Origin of the sequence: Bacillus sp. GbtcB10, assembly GCF_019091365.1 — a bacterium.
Classification (GTDB): Bacteria; Bacillota; Bacilli; order Bacillales; family Bacillaceae; genus Bacillus; species Bacillus altitudinis.
Genome location: NZ_JAGXJP010000002.1, coordinates 39,978 through 56,887, shown reverse-complemented (window position 1 = coordinate 56,887; position 16,910 = coordinate 39,978). Strand labels below are relative to the sequence as shown.

The following is a 16,910-nucleotide window of genomic DNA, read 5'->3' as shown; positions in this document are numbered from 1 at the left end:
GTGGTGTGACAGGATGCAAATCTTAAAACATTCATATCGGAAAAAAGGACAAATTGAATTTCTATTTGATGATTTTCCGCACTCCCCTGCCGTCCTTACCCCCATTCGTCATTACTATTTCGTTCGTTATGTCAAATGGAATCAGCACGACCCTCCAGTCACAAGAAACGATCTAGAAGAAATGGAAATCCTAGCAAACACAATGCTTGGCACGCTCCATGATTACCGCAAACGCAAGGCATACAAAGGCCCCTTGTCATAACCTATAGACAAGAGGCCCTTTTTAACTACCAAACATTTGCCTGAGATAAATAACATCCATCCTAGTAGTCTGCGGCAGTAAATAAGCGGACTGAACAGCCCCTGGCCGTCTTCTGGCATTTAATTTATCGATAATCTCTGCAGCTGTTAAGATCCCAAGCCCATGCCCATAATATTGATCTTCCCCTAAGTAAATCACATTTTCTCCGCGCCATTGAGACTGTTGATAGCTAAACTCTGGATTCTCGAAATATAGGCAATCCCCATAAATAAAATCATTTCCACGCTCTGTATAAATGGATAATGTATCATAGTGCCAGTCATACAGCGTTAAACTTCTAAGTCTTCGATTGAACTTCTCGTCTCCTACCGTTTGCAGGACTCCCATATAAAACACAATGACAATCGCTGTGGCACATTCAAAGGCATATTTTGAGCCATTTTCAAAGATGTCTTTAATCCCCGTAGATGGCTCGACTTGATAGCGCAGTTCTAACGCTCCGGCCTCTGATACACGCCAATAGGCGTCATTCGCACGGGATCTTTGAAAGATAGCAAATGAGGCACCGCTCTTGTTCAAATCTCTTGCCGCATTCATGATATTCGATCGTAAAGTCACCTCAAATAACAAATCAGATGCCTGCCTATAACGGAACGTATCATTTGAGGCTTGTAATTGCATCAAAATGATCCGCTTTTGTCCTTCTAGCTGAAACGATGCCAGCTGCTCATTTGTCACTGGCTGTCCTGAAAGGATAATCATATGAAAAGCGCCCCCTTTTGTATTAGCGTATGCGGGATGCTTGGGCAAGGAATCAATTTGTGAAAATAAACAAAAAGACATCCTTTTTATTTGAAAAACATGAAAATAATATGAAGCTGTCCGATATAAAACATAACGTTTAAAAGGAGGAAAAACATGAAAAGTATCATAAAATGGTTGAAAAAACCATCGATTTCTAAAAGGCTGATTATTTCATTCACACTTGTTCTCGTCTTGCCTATCATTACACTCAGTACGATTTCATATCAGATTGCTAAAGAAGAATTAGATCATGAAATCATGTACGGAGCCAACGCAAGAGTCAATGAGCTGAATGACATGATCGAGCAAAAGCTTTTGAATAAGGAGAACGCAGTCAAACTGTTTACCGAAACATCCAGTGCTGCAGACTTTAAAAAGAAAAACCAGGACGAACTGTATGAGCATTTCGAGATATACAGTAAAATCAATGAAGATGATGTAGTTGGATTTTATGCAGCAAGTAAAAATCGTGATTTTATTCAGTTCCCTAAAGTGGACATGCCAAAAGGCTATGATCCAACAACTCGTGATTGGTATAAAGCGGCGATGCAGGACGAAAAAGGCGAACCTGTGGTCACCAATCCATACATCTCTGCCACAACAAACGGCATGGTTGTCACAATCGCTCAGCGTCTGAAGGACGGGTCGGGAGCCATTGGGATTGATATTGATGTTCAAGATATCGTCGATAAAATCAAAGATATTAAAATTGGACGAGAAGGATACCCAATTATTGCAAATAAAAACAAACAGATTGTAGCTCACCCAGAAGAAAAATCAGGCTCTGCAGTTACAGAAAATATTTCATCAATCCTTTACAGCGGCAAAGAAGGAACATCAACTTATGAGAATAAAGGAGAGCAAAAACGCCTCGTTTTTGTGACAAATGATTTAACAGGTTGGAAAATTGCTGGAACGATGTTTGTATCAGAAACAGAAGAAGCAGCACAGCCAGTTTGGAATTCTGCCATTATTCTTTTAATTTCTTCTTTTATCCTTGGCGGTATTGCGATCTTCTTTATCGTTCGCTCCATCACAATTGGACTTAGAAGGCTTGTTGATTTCTCAGAAAAGGTGAGTGAAGGGGATCTAACGGAAACCCTCGAAACCAAATCGAAGGATGAAATAGGAGACCTCACAAGAAGCTTTAGTAAGATGAGTGAATCTTTGCGTGAAGTTATCCGAGCGGTCCAGCAATCTGTCGACAATGTGGCTTCAGCGTCAGAAGAGCTGACTGCTAGTGCCAGCCAAACAAGTCAGGCGACAGAGCATATCACCATGTCGATTGAACAATTCTCAAATGGGAATGAAGCACAAAATGAGAAAGTCGAATCTAGCACGAATCAGCTTGTCGCAATGAATGAAGGATTACAAGGTATGTCACAAACTTCATCAGAAGTGACTGCTGTCTCCATTCAATCGACAGAAGCGGCTGGACAAGGCGGACGTATCGTTGAAAGCACAGCGAATCAAATGAAACATATCGATACATCTGTACAAGAAGCCGAACAAGTCATGAAAGAATTAGAATACAAGTCTAAAGATATTACGAGTATTTTAAATGTCATTAATGGCATCGCAGATCAAACGAATTTACTTGCACTCAATGCGGCCATTGAAGCAGCAAGAGCAGGTGAATCAGGGCGCGGTTTCTCTGTCGTAGCAGAGGAAGTCAGAAAACTAGCGGTCCAATCTGCAGATTCAGCGAAAGAAATTGAAAAGCTGATCCAAGAAATTGTGTTGGAAATTTCCAAATCTCAAGAGATGTTCAAAGCTGTTAACCGAGAAGTAAATGCAGGACTTGGGATGACAGAAGAAGCAAAAGAAAGCTTCCAAAACATCTATGAGGCGGCAGAAGGTATGTCGAAAAAGCTCACTCAATTAAATGATACAGCGGTTGACCTATCAAGCGGATCAAAACTTGTGTCTCAAGCCATGCAGGAGATGCGTCAAGTTTCAAGAGAAAGTGCGGCGAACATTCAAGATATTGCGGCATCTGCTGAAGAACAATTGGCATCTATGGAAGAAATTTCGTCCTCTTCGGTCACACTTGCCAATATGGCTGAGGAACTAAAAGAGCTGACAAGTCAATTTAAAATTGATTAAAAAACGATGAAAAAATATCCAGAATTGTCTGGGTATTTTTTTTATTTTTAAACGTCATTTCCAGCCCTCTAAAAATAAACCTTTCATCCGATAATAACTTTAGAGAAGTAAAGGGGGAAAGAGAAAATGGGAAAAATGATCCAATGGTTCAAAAAACCATCCATTTCTAAAAAATTAGTTATTGCCTTTTTGGTAGTCCTCATACTGCCAACCGTCGCACTCACAATCAGTGCATTTTTTACATCAAAAACAGAGTTAGACAAGCAGATTATGGGCAGTGCAATGAGTCAGGTCAATGCATTTGATACCTTAATCGATGAGAATATTGGGAACAAGGCAGAGGCTGTGACTCTGTTTACAGATGATCTCAAAGCGGCTAATCTTCAAGAAAAAAATAGAAAAGCTACCATTAAAGAATTGCAGCAATATGGAAAAATTAATGAAAAAGATGTCTCAGCCATTTATGCAGGTTCAGAAAAGGGTTTGTTCATGCAATACCCAGTTCAAAAAATGCCTGAAGGCTATGACCCGCGAGAGCGTCCATGGTATCAAGAGGCCATGAGTGCTGATGGTAAACAAGTCATCACGAAGCCATATGTCGCAGCATCTACAGGTAAAATGGTCATCACCATTGCCCAAAAAACGAAAGATGGCTCAGGGGTGATTGGTCTTGATATGGAAATTGACAGCCTCATTCAAAAGCTAAAAGAAATTAAAATAGGTCAAAAAGGATATGCTTTCATCATGGAGAAGGATAAAACCGTGCTAGCAGATCCAACCCAAAAGCCAGGAAGCAAAGTCAATGAGAATTTGGCGAACATTATTTTTAAAAACAAACAAGGAAACGGCAGCTATACACTCAATGGAACAGATAAAAAGGTGGCGTATGTCACCAATGAACTAACCGGCTGGAAAATCGGCGGAACGATGCTCGTATCAGAAGTAGAGGATGCAGCTAAACCCGTTTTCAATACAGCCATTATTGTGTTCAGTGTGACACTGATCGTAGCAGGAACCCTCATCTTCTTTATTGTCCGCTCTATTTCAAGTAGATTATCCAATCTGGCCCGTTTCTCGAAAAAGGTCAGCGATGGTGATTTACGTGATAAACTTCAGATTCAATCAGATGATGAAATAGGACAAGTTGGTAAAGGCTTTAATACGATGATTGACTCATTAAGATCCCTCATTGGTGCCGTCCAAACCTCCGTTGAAAATGTCGCTTCTTCATCAGAAGAACTGACCGCAAGCGCAGGACAAACAAGTAAAGCAACAGAGCATATTACATTAGCCATTGAACAATTTTCTACTGGTAACGAAAGCCAGAATGATAAAGTGGAATCAAGCTCAGAAGAGTTAGAAGAAATGAACAGAGGCCTTCAGCACATGAACGAGTCGGCTGAATCGATTACCGCTTCATCCATCAAATCAACAGAGATTGCAGGAGAAGGCGGACAGCTAGTAGAAAAAACCGCTTCTCAAATGAACGTGATTGATCAATCAGTGAAAAAAGCAGAGAATGTCATCAGTGCGCTGGAAAGCAAATCAAAAGATATCACCCAGATTCTTGGTGTCATTAATGGCATCGCAGATCAAACGAATTTACTTGCGCTGAATGCAGCGATTGAGGCAGCAAGAGCTGGCGAATCTGGTCGAGGCTTCTCCGTTGTAGCAGAAGAAGTAAGAAAACTTGCTGTTCAATCTGCCAACTCAGCGAAAGAAATTGAAAACTTAATCAAAGAAATCGTTCAAGATATTGATGTATCACAAGAAGTATTCACAGCAGTAAATCAAGAAGTTCAATCAGGCTTAAGCTTTACTGAACAAACGAAAGTCAGCTTCCACAATATTTTCGACATGACCAAAGAAATCTCAGATCAGCTCCAAACAATGAATCGAACAGTTGTCCAGCTGTCAAAAGGATCTGCACATGTTTCTGAGGCTGTCCGTGAAATTGCAGACGTATCACGTGAAAGCTCCGCCAATATTCAAGACATTGCCGCTTCAGCTGAAGAACAGCTGGCATCAATGGAAGAGATCAGCTCATCCTCTGCCACCCTTTCTTCAATGGCAGAAGAATTACGTGATTTGATTAGCAAATTTAAAGTTGAATAAACAAAATGAAGAGAACCTCCAGCTTTTTGGGGTTCTTTTTTTGAAGTGAATAAATCGAAAGAAATAGGTAAATATGCTTATTTTGGTGGTTTTTTGAACATTATACCTTGAAAAATAATCCGTATTACCTAAAAATAGAGGGGGATGATCCCAAATCATAAACCAAAAGGAGTAGAGTCATGAAAAAAATCAACTTTTTTAAGCACTTTACGATGTCAAAGAAATTAATTACTGCATTCTTAGCGATTCTCCTAGTGCCCATTCTTGTGTTGGCCGCATTTTCCTATGAAGTGGCGTCTAAGTCTCTCAATGATGAGATTATGTCTAGCGCTGCAAATGGTGTGAATCAATTAAATGAATTGATCAATAAAGATGTACAGCCTAAAATTGATATTGTTTCATATTTATCTAAATCGGTGAAAAAAAAGGAACTGGCCTCTAAAAATAAGGATTTACTTAAGGTGAAATTAGAGCAACTATCGGAAACAGACGACGATGTCGTAGAAGTATTTGTTGCAGATCAGAATGGTAAACTAACTGAATATTCCGAGATTCATAAAGGCAGTGCCAAAAGCGCAAAAAATGAACCATGGTTTCAACAATCAATGGGAGATGACAAACTCATCATTTCAGATCCTTTTACAGACAAGTCATCAGATGACCTGCTCATCACAATATCAGAACAGTTAGCAGATGGTTCTGGTGTCATTGGTATAAATGTACGATTGAACACGATTGTGAAAGATACAAACAGCATCAAAATTGGTCAAGAAGGTTATGCGTTTGTCGCTACCTCAGACCAACGTTACATTGCTCATAAAACGGAAAAGGCCGGGACGAAACTGACAGGCGATTTCATCGAAAAGATGTATCACAATAAAAAAGGCAGTTTCGAATATGAATTCAACGGACAGCCGAAGCAAATGTTTTATGACACAAATGAAGCAACAGGCTGGAAGCTTGCGGGAACAATGTATGTCAACGAAGTGAAGGAAGCCGCACAGCCAGTGCTTGACTTAACCATGATCATCCTAGCTGCTGCGATTGTCATCGGTGGAATCGCGATTTATTTTATTATTAAATCGATCCGAAAACCACTCATAGAGCTCTCTGAATCGGCTGAGAAAATCAGTCAGGGGGATCTCACCCAGCATATCGAGGTGCGCACACACGATGAAATCGGCAAGCTTGCACAGAGCTTTAACGATATGTCGGCAAAGCTGAAACAAGTCATTCAAGCCGTCCAGAATTCAATTGAAAATGTGGCTGCCTCATCTGAAGAATTAACAGCTAGTGCAGGACAGACAGCCCAAGCAACTGAGCATATTACCTCATCTATTGAACAGTTTTCAAACAGCAATGAACATCAAAATGAGATGATCGAAAAAAGCTCTGTCCAGTTAAACGACATGGATCGCAGCTTATCACATATGGTCAACACGACTTCTCATATGATGGAATCATCTATTGAGTCTAGCAAAACCGCTCAGGCTGGTGGAGAGCTCGTTCAAAAAACAGCAGGTCAAATGCAAACGATTGAACAAGCAGTGAAAGAAGCGGAGCTTGTGATTGCAGGGCTAGAACAGAAATCTAAGGACATTACAAGCATTCTTGGAGTTATCAACGGCATTGCAGATCAGACGAACCTCCTTGCTTTAAATGCAGCGATAGAAGCAGCACGTGCAGGTGAGGCAGGAAGAGGCTTCTCTGTGGTCGCTGAAGAAGTCCGCAAATTGGCAGAGCAATCAGGCAGCTCTTCAAAAGAAATTGAAAGCCTAACGAACGAAATCGTAGATGAAATTGAAAAGTCGCAGAAGATGTTTAGACAAGTAGCAGGAGAAGTTCAATCTGGATTAAACATTACAGATGAAACGAAAGTGAGTTTTGAGAAAATCACCCATAAGACATCAGAAATGACAGAACAAATGAAACAAATGAACGGGTCAGCCCAAGAACTTTCTCATGGCTCAAACGATATTTCACAAGCAGTCAATCAAATCAAAGAGCTTTCACGTGAAAGTTCCGCAGGTTTCCAAGATATTGCGGCTTCAGCAGAAGAACAGCTGGCATCAATGGAAGAGATCAGCTCATCTTCCGCCACTTTATCTCAAATGGCAGAAGAACTGAGAGAGCTCATCAAACAATTTAAAATATAAGAGCCATAGAGGAACACCTGACGTTTTGACGTCAGGTGTTTTTCCGTTCTTTGCACATAATTTGGGTATTTTGGACTTATCTAGACTTTAATAAATTAAAAAAGTAAAGAACCTAGTAGTACTTCCGATATATATACTATCTTACTAAAAGGAGTTTTCTTTTTTATGAATTTCATACAGTATTTCAAAAAACCATCTATATCAAAAAAGCTCGTTTTCTCTTTCTTATTTATTCTTTTATGCCCAATTATCGTATTGGCATTCTCTTCATATCATACGGCGAGCACCTCTTTAAATGATCAAATCATGCAAAGTGCAAAGGAAAATGTAGAACAGCTGGACAAAAACATTACGAAGGTTGTGAAAGTAAAAACAGACGCAGCCGATTTCTTTAGCAAATGGATTACGAAGAAAAAGCTGGGGCAAAAAGGAACGACTGATATTCAAGGGCGCTTTGAGCAATTCATGAGCATGAATGATGACACAGAAGGCATCTTTGTTGCTTCAAGTGATGGAAAAGTGTTCTCAAGATATCCAAATCAAAAAATGCCTGCTGATTATGTCGCAACTGAGCGGGATTGGTACAAAGATGGCTGGGCGAAAAACGGTGAGCTGTCTGTTTCCGCTCCATACCCAACCGCATCAACTGGTACACTTGTTGTGACGATTTCTAAAAAACTAGAGGACGGTTCTGGTGTTATTGCCATGAACCTGGACATTGCGAATCTAGTAAAAGAGTCTAATAGTATCAATATTGGTAAAGAAGGTCATGCTTTTATCGGAAGCCCAGATCGAACATACGTGGCACATCCAACGAAAAAAGCAGGAACAAAATTAACAGGTGATTGGGTAGACAAGCTTTATACACAAGACAAAGGTTCAATGAGTTATATGTTTGAAGGGAAAGAAAAGCAAATGGAGTTCACAACAAACAAAGCGACTGGTTGGAAAATTGCCGGTACAATGTTTGTCAGTGAAGTAGAAGAAGCGGCGCAGCCAGTCTTCAATATGGCGGCCATTATATTAGCTGGTGCGCTCATCATTGGCGGTATTCTCATCTTCTTTATCATCCGTTCTATTACAAAACCACTTTCCATGCTTGTCTCCTCTTCTAAGAAGATTAGCGAAGGAGATTTAACAGAAAAAATTGATGTTAAATCAAAGGATGAAATTGGTCAGCTCGGTACAAGTTTTAATGAAATGAGTGAGTCACTCAGAGACGTCATCCAAGCTGTACAGACATCTGTTGAAAACGTGGCGTCATCGTCTGAAGAACTGACGGCAAGTGCAGGTCAAACGACAAAAGCAACCGAACATATTACATCATCCATTGAAACATTCTCGAATGGAAACGAAAATCAAAGTGAAATGGTGGAACAAAGTGCAGCCCACTTGAAACAAATGAACGAAGGGCTAAATGAAGTTGCACAAACATCTGATGTCATTACAGAATCATCGGTTCAATCAAAAACAGTCGCAGAAACAGGCGGACAGCTTGTTGAACAGACAGTTGGCCAAATGAAAACGATTGATCATTCAGTGAAAGAAGCTGAAAGTGTGATCAACGGATTAGAGCATAAATCAAAAGATATCACCAACATTTTAGGTGTCATTAACGGTATAGCAGATCAAACGAATTTACTGGCTCTGAATGCAGCCATTGAAGCAGCACGTGCGGGTGAGTCAGGCAGAGGCTTCTCGGTTGTAGCAGAAGAAGTCCGTAAACTGGCAGTTCAATCATCAGATTCTGCAAAAGAGATTGAAAAACTCGTCAAAGAAATTGTCTCTGAAATTGAAACGTCTCAAAATATGTTCAAATCTGTGAATGAAGAAGTAAAAAATGGTCTATCAATTACAGACCAAACAAAAGAAAGCTTCTCACAAATCAATCAGCAAACGGCAGAAATTGCGACAAGAATCAATGAAATGAATACGACAGTTCGTGAGCTTTCAAAAGGATCTGAGCAAATTTCTAAAGCAGTGAATGAAATTGCAGATGTATCGAGAGAGAGTTCAGCAAGTATTCAAGATATCGCAGCATCAGCAGAAGAACAGCTGGCATCAATGGAAGAGATTAGTTCTTCTTCGACGACGCTTTCCCAAATGGCGGAAGAATTGCGTGACTTAATTAAAAAATTCAAGATCAGTGAATAATAGAAAGTGGTTCTCCTCAAGGGGAACCGCTTTTCTTTTTAAGAGATGATCTCGTACAATAGAGGAAATCCGAAGAAAAGGAGAGATGTTATGCGTTTATCAAATAAGAAGGTCATTGCGTTAGTCAGTGATGATTTTGAAGATTTAGAGCTATGGTATCCCGTTTTGCGATTAAGAGAAGAGGGGGCAACTGTCCATCTCGTAGGCGAAAAAGCAGATCATGAATATATCGGGAAGTACGGAGTGCCGGCTGTATCAGATGCAGACTTCTATTCCATTCAAGCAGATGATTATGATGCGGTTCTCGTTCCTGGGGGATGGGCGCCCGATAAACTGCGCCGATATCCAGAAGTATTAGACATCGTTCGTACGTTTGATGCAAAGGGCAAACCGATCGGACAAATCTGTCATGCCGGCTGGGTGCTCATTTCAGCTGGTATCCTGAAAGGTAAAAAAGTAACGAGTACACCTGGTATTAAAGATGATATGACGAATGCTGGAGCAGAATGGTTTGATGAAGCCGTTGTGACAGATGGTCATATTGTATCTAGCAGACGCCCGCCGGACCTTCCGCCATATGTGAAAGCATTTGCCGATGTATTAGCGGCAAACTAGATTCACATGAACAAACAAAGGGCTGTAAAACGCCCTTTGTTCATTCAATGCCTCATTACATTTGTCTGTCGGCTGGATAGATAATGCCCATTTGTCTTCTCGCCTCGTCCATGACGGACATGGTTTGAACGGATAAGGCAAATGTATTGATTGGAGACTGTCCCTTTTTTTGCTTGATGCATTGAATGAAGTGATCGATTTCATAATACATAGCAGGTTGATCATCTTTGAGAGAAATATCGGTTTGCTGTCCATTCCGATCATGGATGATGATACGAGAAGGGCGATGGAATTGATCAATCACCATTGTGGCATCCTCCCCTTGAATTTCAGCAGATACATGAGATGTTGAGATTTTTGAATGGAAAAGAAGTGCTTGATGTCCTTCATATTGTAAAAGTAATGAACCGCTCCCATCTACTCCAGAAGAAAGTGTATAGCCTCTCGCGGTGATTTGATGTGGCAGCCCGAATAAATAAATGATGGGAAAGACAAGATACACGCCGATGTCCATTAAGGAGCCATTGGATAATTCCGGCTTAAAAGCATTTGGAATCTCACCGTTTCGGTAGGCATCGTATCTTGAGGAATATTTACAGTAATGAGCGATCACTTGCCGAATGGGGCCTAGTTGATCAAGATGCTGTTTGATTTGAAGAAAATTCGGCAGAAAGGTGGTCTTCATCGCTTCCATTAAGCACACCTGATATTTTTTCGCAGCAGCAATCATTTCTTCAGCCTCTTTCCGGTGAGAGGCCAATGGTTTTTCACATAATACATGTTTTTGATGCGCCATCATCAGCATCGCTTGCTCTTTGTGAAGGGCGTTTGGACTTGCGATATACACAGCATCAAACGCATCACTTGCCGCCATTTGTTGTAAATTAGTAAAGACGGTATCAATGCCATACTTGTCTGCAAATGCCTGTCCTTTTTCAGCAGACCGAGAATAGACGGCCGTACATGTAAAATCCGCCACTCCTTCACCAGCCTGTAAGAATCGATCTGTAATCCAATTCGTTCCGATGACAGCAAATCGAATCATCACATTCCCTCCTTCTGCTTTTCTCTGATTATACATGCTTTGAAAGCGTTTGTATGAAAGAATCTTCTTTTTTATTGAAAAGCGGATGAAACCTTTACCTTAGCTGATGCGTCTTACATAAAGAATATAAATGTACGAAAAGTGGATAGTTTCCTCCTTCATTCGGGTAATACTTGAGAAGGAGGGAGGAGGAAACGAACATGAAGCGCATCCTACATATAGGAAGTACATACGCATTCGCGCTTTTATTTATAGCAGCCGGTGTTTTTCATGTGATAGAGCCAAGCGGCTTTGCCCGCATGATGTCTGGATGGCCATTTCCCTATGGTATCATTTATGCCACCGCATGCTTGGAATGGCTGTTGGCCGTATTACTGCTTCTTCCAAACGTAAGGATTGTGGCAGCAAAAATGATCGCTGTCTATCTGGTGCTCATTTTCCCTGCGAACCTATTTGCTGCGAGAGAAGGGATTCCATTTCCAGGGCAAGAGAGCACAGAACAAGCCTTGTTATGGATGAGATTAATCGGACAACCGATTTTGATTGGATGGGCCATGTCCATTGCGAAACGTGAAAAAAAGCTAAAACAATGATCACAAAATGATGATCAAGTAGTGTACAATTTACTAATAAAATAGCCCGTGTTTGGAGGAAAGATATGAATTCTATGCAAATGTGGAGCAGTCGATTTAGAAAATTTTTTCTTGATAACAAGTTTGTTCTCTTTTTACTCATCCTGCTATTAATAGGGTTGAATATCCTTGTTTTCATGAAAGCATCTTTTATTTTCACACCGCTCATTGTACTCATCAAAACCATTGCCTTACCGATTATTTTAACGGGGGTTGTGTATTATTTATTAAATCCAATTGTGAATTTATTAGAGAGATTTAAGGTCAAACGGATCTTTTCGATTTTGCTTTTATATATCGTCATTATTGGGATCATTACTGTGACCATTGTATCTATTATTCCTTTTTTACAAGCACAAACGATGAGTCTGTTTCATAATCTGCCAAAATACGTTGATACGGTAGAAGAACAGATTAGACAATTAACTGGAAGCAACTTTATTAGTCAAGTGCAGAAAACGATGAACTTTAACGTCTCTGAATTGGTAAGTAAAGCGTCAAGTCAAGCGACGAAGATTTTGGAAAGCACTTTTACCGGAGTCGGCACTTTCTTAGGGGCGCTTACTGAAATTATCATCTCGATCGTGACGGTTCCGTTCATTCTGTTTTATCTATTAAAAGACGGCAAAAAACTGCCTGACTATTTCTTGAAATTTATCCCGAATAAGTTTAGAGACCATACTCATATCGTGCTTCACGAAATGAACCATCGTCTAAGTTCTTATATACGCGGGCAGATCATTGTCAGCTTCTGTATCGGTATTCTTCTTTTAATTGGCTATATGATTATTGGACTTGACTATGCGCTGCTGCTGGCGATTATTGCGGCATGTACAAGTGTAGTGCCATACCTTGGTCCAACCATTGCGATTACACCAGCGATTGTGATTGCGCTTGTGACATCACCAGTGATGCTTTTAAAACTCATCATTGTCTGGACAGTGGTTCAACTTATTGAAGGGAAATTCATTTCTCCTCAGGTCATGGGGAAAAACCTTCATATCCATCCGATTACGATTATTTTTGTTCTATTAACAGCAGGTAAATTGTTCAGTGTCGTCGGCATCATTGTCGCAATTCCGACGTATGCCGTTCTGAAAGTGATCACGACCCACCTGTTTGATTGGTTCAAAATGCGATCCAATTTGTATAAAGAAGAAAAGGTTTGATGTCATAATCTTTTTTAGAAAAAAATATAGTATCATAAAGACGAGCTTTCGAAAAAGGAAGCTTGTCTTTATGTGGACATAGATGTTTGGCCAGTTCAAAAGATCAGAATTGAAAGGAAAGAAAATCATGAATCTATGGGATTTATTCGTGGCACTGGTTTTAGGAATTGTCGAAGGATTAACAGAGTATGCACCTGTCTCGTCTACAGGGCATATGATCATTGTTGATGATCTTTGGCTAAAATCAAAAGACATCATTACGCCAGAGGCTGCAAACACATTTAAAGTCGTGATTCAGTTAGGTTCTATTTTAGCTGTCATGATCGTGTTCAAAGATCGTATTTTGAACTTATTAGGCTTAAAGAAAAATATCACAGAAGAACAAAAACGCAGCGGACATAAGCTGACCATCGCTCAAATTGCTGTTGGACTCGTCCCAGCCGTCATTTTAGGATTCTTATTTGAAGATTATATTGATAAATATTTGTTTGACGTGAGAACAGTCGCCGTCGGTTTGATTTTAGGGGCTGTGTTGATGCTTGTCGCTGATTGGATCAATAAACGTAAAACAGAAACAAGCTCTGTGGATAATATGACGTACAGACAAGCGCTGTATATCGGGTTATTTCAATGTTTAGCACTATGGCCAGGCTTCTCGCGTTCAGGTTCTACAATAGCAGGTGGTGTTATTCTTGGTCTGAATCACCGAGCGGCGGCTGACTTTACGTTTATTATGGCCATGCCGATTATGGCGGGAGCAAGCCTCTTGACACTTGTTAAAAATGCCGAATATTTAACAACAGACATGCTTCCATTCTTTATTGTGGGCTTTGTGAGTGCGTTTATTGTGGCTCTCTTTGTTGTTCGATTCTTCCTAAAACTGATTAATAAAATCAAACTTGTGCCTTTTGCGATCTACCGAATCATCCTAGGTCTGATTTTATTTATCATGTTTATGTAATGATGGAAAACTACTCTTTTAAAAGAGTAGTTTTTTTGTTGTTTTGCCCTTTTAAACAGTAAAAACAGCCTCTTAATTGATAGAAAAAGAAGTTTTTTCTTAAATTAGTGTTTAAGTGACAAAGAAAAGGGTAGTACATAAACATACCAATTAAAGGAGGAGTTAGAAATAATGAGGAAAACAAGTAAATTTTTTGTTAGCTCTGTGATTGCTACGTCAATGGTTGCTGTCCCTTTATCTCTTACGACTTTTGGTCAAAAGGCTGAAGCTGCTACGACAACAGGTGTCGATGGAAGTGTCTCGATTGATCCAGTAGCCATTGCCGATAAAATTGAACAAGCAGTAAAATCATCTCAAAATCGTGATGGATTTGTAAAAAATGCGGCATACAGTGCATTCTATGAAGCAGGTCAAAATTACAACGTAGTTGTTCAAAACTTAAGCCAAGATCATGATTTTAGCGGACTGAACAATGTTGTCTATTATGATAGTGTTGAATATGACGGCATTACGTTTGGTATTTGGGTATTTGAAGATGGTACGTTTGTCAACAATGGTGACGGCGGCTATATTAACTGGACTTTTGTTGGCAGCTTTGACCGCGAAGAAGGAAGCGGTACTGTCGATTTCCATAAAAGATTCTAATCTCAACGTCAAAAGTCTGCCGATCCATCGGCAGACTTTTTTTAAAGCGCACATTCTTCTATTTCAAAACCTAAATCTTCAATGATGTGATGATCGGTTTGAACTTGCTGTCCTTTTGTCGTTAAATAATCGCCTACAAAAATAGAGTTCGCTGCATATAATGCGAGAGGCTGAAGCGTTCGTAAATTAAACTCTCTTCCCCCAGATACTCGAATTTCCTTAGCCGGGTTGATAAATCGCATCAGTGCCAAAACCTTCAACGCTTTGATCGGATGTGTACGTTCTTGATGTTCAAGAGGCGTTCCTTCAATTGCATGGAGAAAGTTGACGGGAATCGAATCCGCATCAAGGGCTCTAAGCGCAAAAGCCATTTCGACAATTTGCTGATTGGTTTCGCCCATCCCAATAATAACCCCTGAACATGGTGACATCCCTGACTGTTTGACCTTCTCAAGGGTCGATACGCGGTCATCATACGTATGGGTCGTTGTAATTTGAGCATGATGATCTTGATGTGTATTGAGATTATGATTATACCGATGAACACCCGCTTCCTTCAGCCGCTTCGCTTTTTCTTCATTTAATAACCCAAGGCATGCACAAACTTTCAAAGGCATTGTCTCAGTAATTTCCTTCACTGCTGCGGTGACTTCATCTAATTCACGGTGCGAAGGTGCTCTCCCGCTTGCTACAATACAATAAGTCCCTGCTTTTCTTTTTAACGCCTCACGCGCACCGGCCACAATGGTTTTTTGGTCAAGCATTGTATATCTCTCAACAGGAGCTGTTGAAATCACCGATTGTGAACAATACCCGCAGTTTTCAGGACAATATCCGCTTTTGGCGTTAAAGATCATATTTAACTTCACCTTTTTTTGAAAAAAATGAAATCTCACCTGATAAGCTGCATGCATAATAGGCAGCAACTCTGCGTCGTCTGCTCCAAGAATTTTTAGACCTTCTTCCATCGTAATCGGTTCATGATTGATGGCTTTCTTCACGATCGTTTCCCAAGACAAAGACGTTATTTTTCCCATCATAAGCCCCTCTCAATATGTAAACTTATTTTTATTAAAAGTTAACATAATAGATAGAGATTGGCAAGCACTGGTAAGCAGCTTAAAAGTAAAAACACAAAAAGGCGATGAACATGTAGTCATCGCCTTTTCATATGAAAAAAATCGCTTAACGAACAGTAATATAGTTAATGACGAGCTCACCTAGTGAATTATAGTAAGAAACTGTAACAGAACCGCGTTGTACAGCACGGATCCAAGTGAAATTTGGAGCAGTTTGGTCTAATTGAATGGCATACGTTGCGCCTGATACAGAAATTTGGCTAGCTGGAAGTGAGACAGCAATTGAAGAACCTACAGTAAGTGTGCGGTTCACTGTAATCACTTTATTCATAATAGGAGCTTTTGCTATAACTGGTTCTTTAGGCTGTGCAGCTGCATGAGCACCTTCAGTTTGGAAGAACGTAAGAGCACCTAAAGCAGCTAAAGACAATGTACAAGCTTTCATTAATTTTTTCATCGGTAACACTCCTTTTTTTGGTATATACATATATTAATAATAATAGAATTATATGTCAATCAAAATAAGTGGAAAAATGAGTATTTTTGGTGAAAATTGTCACATATTATGTAGGGGAAGACGATTTTACCCAAAAAACACATGATTTTTTATTCATATGTCATTCTTTTTTAGGAGGAAAAAGAGACATAAAAAAAGCTGGGTATCTACCCAGCTATGTGATGCTTTATAAAAAGAGATCTTTTATTTGTCGTCTGTCTGTTTTGGCTGACGGCCTTTTTGTTTCTCTTTCTCTCTAATGTAGTTAATAAAGTCGATGGTTTGTCTTCGTGCTTCTTCAGAAAAATCGGAGGCAGCTTTAAACGCAATTTGCAAATCAGGATCATCTGCAAGATCGTCATCAGAGGCGTTTTTGTCTTTACCTGTGAGAAGATAATCTGTTGAGACCCCGTATAACTCGGCGATTTTCACAATCATTTCACCATCTGGCTTTCTCAATCCATATTCCCAGTTAGCATAGGTTGACATCGCCTTTAATCCGAGTTTTTTGGCAACGGTAGACTTACTCCATCCATGTTTCTCTCTTAATTCAGTTAGAATCTTTCCAGTCAAATTATCCATCGGAAACACCTTTTTTTCATATTATGTGTAAATTTTATCATGAATTACACGGAAAAGATAAATAAATACACAAAAAGAATAAAAATTTG

At 39.9% G+C, this 16,910-nt stretch carries 15 protein-coding genes and 4 pseudogenes; 14 read left to right on the top strand and 5 right to left on the bottom strand.

Translation table 11 applies throughout. The annotated features are described in order from the left end of the window. Positions 1 to 13: 13 nt before the first annotated feature. On the top strand, positions 14 to 262 hold the full coding sequence (locus KVT11_RS05710; protein ID WP_008345765.1) for a hypothetical protein: 249 nt from the start codon (positions 14 to 16) through the stop codon (positions 260 to 262). Positions 263 to 283: 21 nt separating this feature from the next. On the opposite strand, the gene KVT11_RS05705 is transcribed toward KVT11_RS05710, so the two are convergent. Continuing rightward, positions 284 to 1,024 carry a protein-glutamine gamma-glutamyltransferase gene (locus KVT11_RS05705; protein WP_008345763.1) on the bottom strand — a complete coding sequence of 247 codons (741 nt, stop codon included), beginning with the start codon at positions 1,022 to 1,024 and terminating at the stop codon, positions 284 to 286. 156 nt (positions 1,025 to 1,180) lie between these two features. Here KVT11_RS05705 and KVT11_RS21565 point away from each other — a divergent pair. The 9 genes and pseudogenes from KVT11_RS21565 to KVT11_RS05680 form a co-directional block, all read left to right on the top strand. Beyond that, positions 1,181 to 2,230: pseudogene (locus tag KVT11_RS21565) on the top strand (cache domain-containing protein); the annotation flags it as partial. Further along, positions 2,222 to 3,172: a methyl-accepting chemotaxis protein gene (locus tag KVT11_RS21560; RefSeq protein WP_370529240.1), complete on the top strand. Its 951-nt coding sequence runs from the start codon at positions 2,222 to 2,224 to the stop codon at positions 3,170 to 3,172. The pseudogene KVT11_RS21565 and the gene KVT11_RS21560, both read left to right, overlap by 9 nt. Positions 3,173 to 3,298: 126 nt before the next feature. Further along, positions 3,299 to 4,342 (top strand): annotated as a pseudogene (locus KVT11_RS21555) (HAMP domain-containing protein); the annotation flags it as partial. Then, positions 4,337 to 5,287 carry a methyl-accepting chemotaxis protein gene (locus tag KVT11_RS21550; protein ID WP_370529239.1) on the top strand — a complete coding sequence of 317 codons (951 nt, stop codon included), beginning with the start codon at positions 4,337 to 4,339 and terminating at the stop codon, positions 5,285 to 5,287. The pseudogene KVT11_RS21555 and the gene KVT11_RS21550, both read left to right, overlap by 6 nt. 179 nt (positions 5,288 to 5,466) lie before the next feature. Next, a pseudogene (locus KVT11_RS21545) lies at positions 5,467 to 6,504 on the top strand (HAMP domain-containing protein); the annotation flags it as partial. Then, positions 6,496 to 7,443: a methyl-accepting chemotaxis protein gene (locus KVT11_RS21540; RefSeq protein WP_370539194.1), complete on the top strand. Its 948-nt coding sequence runs from the start codon at positions 6,496 to 6,498 to the stop codon at positions 7,441 to 7,443. The pseudogene KVT11_RS21545 and the gene KVT11_RS21540, both read left to right, overlap by 9 nt. 165 nt (positions 7,444 to 7,608) lie before the next feature. Further along, positions 7,609 to 8,652 (top strand): annotated as a pseudogene (locus KVT11_RS21535) (HAMP domain-containing protein); the annotation flags it as partial. Continuing rightward, positions 8,644 to 9,597, top strand: coding sequence for a methyl-accepting chemotaxis protein (locus tag KVT11_RS21530; protein WP_370529237.1), 954 nt, complete (start codon positions 8,644 to 8,646; stop codon positions 9,595 to 9,597). The pseudogene KVT11_RS21535 and the gene KVT11_RS21530, both read left to right, overlap by 9 nt. A 90-nt stretch (positions 9,598 to 9,687) precedes the next feature. Next, on the top strand, positions 9,688 to 10,212 hold the full coding sequence (locus tag KVT11_RS05680; protein ID WP_008344162.1) for a type 1 glutamine amidotransferase domain-containing protein: 525 nt from the start codon (positions 9,688 to 9,690) through the stop codon (positions 10,210 to 10,212). A gap of 55 nt (positions 10,213 to 10,267) precedes the next feature. Here KVT11_RS05680 and KVT11_RS05675 read toward each other — a convergent pair whose 3' ends face one another. Further along, entirely contained in the window at positions 10,268 to 11,257 is a 990-nt protein-coding gene (locus KVT11_RS05675; RefSeq protein ID WP_041091811.1) for a Gfo/Idh/MocA family protein, read from the bottom strand. Between the two features lie 200 nt (positions 11,258 to 11,457). Here KVT11_RS05675 and KVT11_RS05670 point away from each other — a divergent pair, with 200 nt between their 5' ends. The 4 genes from KVT11_RS05670 to KVT11_RS05655 all read left to right on the top strand — a co-directional run bounded on the left by KVT11_RS05670 (position 11,458) and on the right by KVT11_RS05655 (position 14,664). Further along, positions 11,458 to 11,850 carry a DoxX family protein gene (locus KVT11_RS05670; RefSeq protein ID WP_008344160.1) on the top strand — a complete coding sequence of 131 codons (393 nt, stop codon included), beginning with the start codon at positions 11,458 to 11,460 and terminating at the stop codon, positions 11,848 to 11,850. A 65-nt stretch (positions 11,851 to 11,915) separates the two neighbouring features. Further along, positions 11,916 to 13,058 (top strand): AI-2E family transporter, encoded by a 1,143-nt coding sequence (locus KVT11_RS05665; RefSeq protein WP_007500555.1) that lies wholly within the window; start codon positions 11,916 to 11,918, stop codon positions 13,056 to 13,058. Positions 13,059 to 13,185: 127 nt separating this feature from the next. Further along, on the top strand, positions 13,186 to 14,019 hold the full coding sequence (locus tag KVT11_RS05660; RefSeq protein ID WP_035390159.1) for an undecaprenyl-diphosphate phosphatase: 834 nt from the start codon (positions 13,186 to 13,188) through the stop codon (positions 14,017 to 14,019). 171 nt (positions 14,020 to 14,190) lie between these two features. Then, positions 14,191 to 14,664, top strand: coding sequence for a hypothetical protein (locus KVT11_RS05655; protein WP_008344156.1), 474 nt, complete (start codon positions 14,191 to 14,193; stop codon positions 14,662 to 14,664). Between the two features lie 41 nt (positions 14,665 to 14,705). On the opposite strand, the gene bioB is transcribed toward KVT11_RS05655, so the two are convergent. The 3 genes from bioB to KVT11_RS05640 all read right to left on the bottom strand — a co-directional run bounded on the left by bioB (position 14,706) and on the right by KVT11_RS05640 (position 16,821). Beyond that, a complete protein-coding gene (gene bioB / locus KVT11_RS05650; protein WP_048001765.1) occupies positions 14,706 to 15,701 on the bottom strand; it encodes a biotin synthase BioB in 996 nt (331 codons plus the stop codon). A 148-nt stretch (positions 15,702 to 15,849) separates the two neighbouring features. Continuing rightward, entirely contained in the window at positions 15,850 to 16,200 is a 351-nt protein-coding gene (locus KVT11_RS05645) for a hypothetical protein (protein WP_003213146.1), read from the bottom strand. Positions 16,201 to 16,443: 243 nt separating this feature from the next. Beyond that, the gene (locus KVT11_RS05640; RefSeq protein WP_007500560.1) at positions 16,444 to 16,821 is read right to left on the bottom strand and encodes a helix-turn-helix domain-containing protein; all 378 of its coding nucleotides are present in this window, start codon (positions 16,819 to 16,821) and stop codon (positions 16,444 to 16,446) included. Positions 16,822 to 16,910 lie beyond the last annotated feature (89 nt).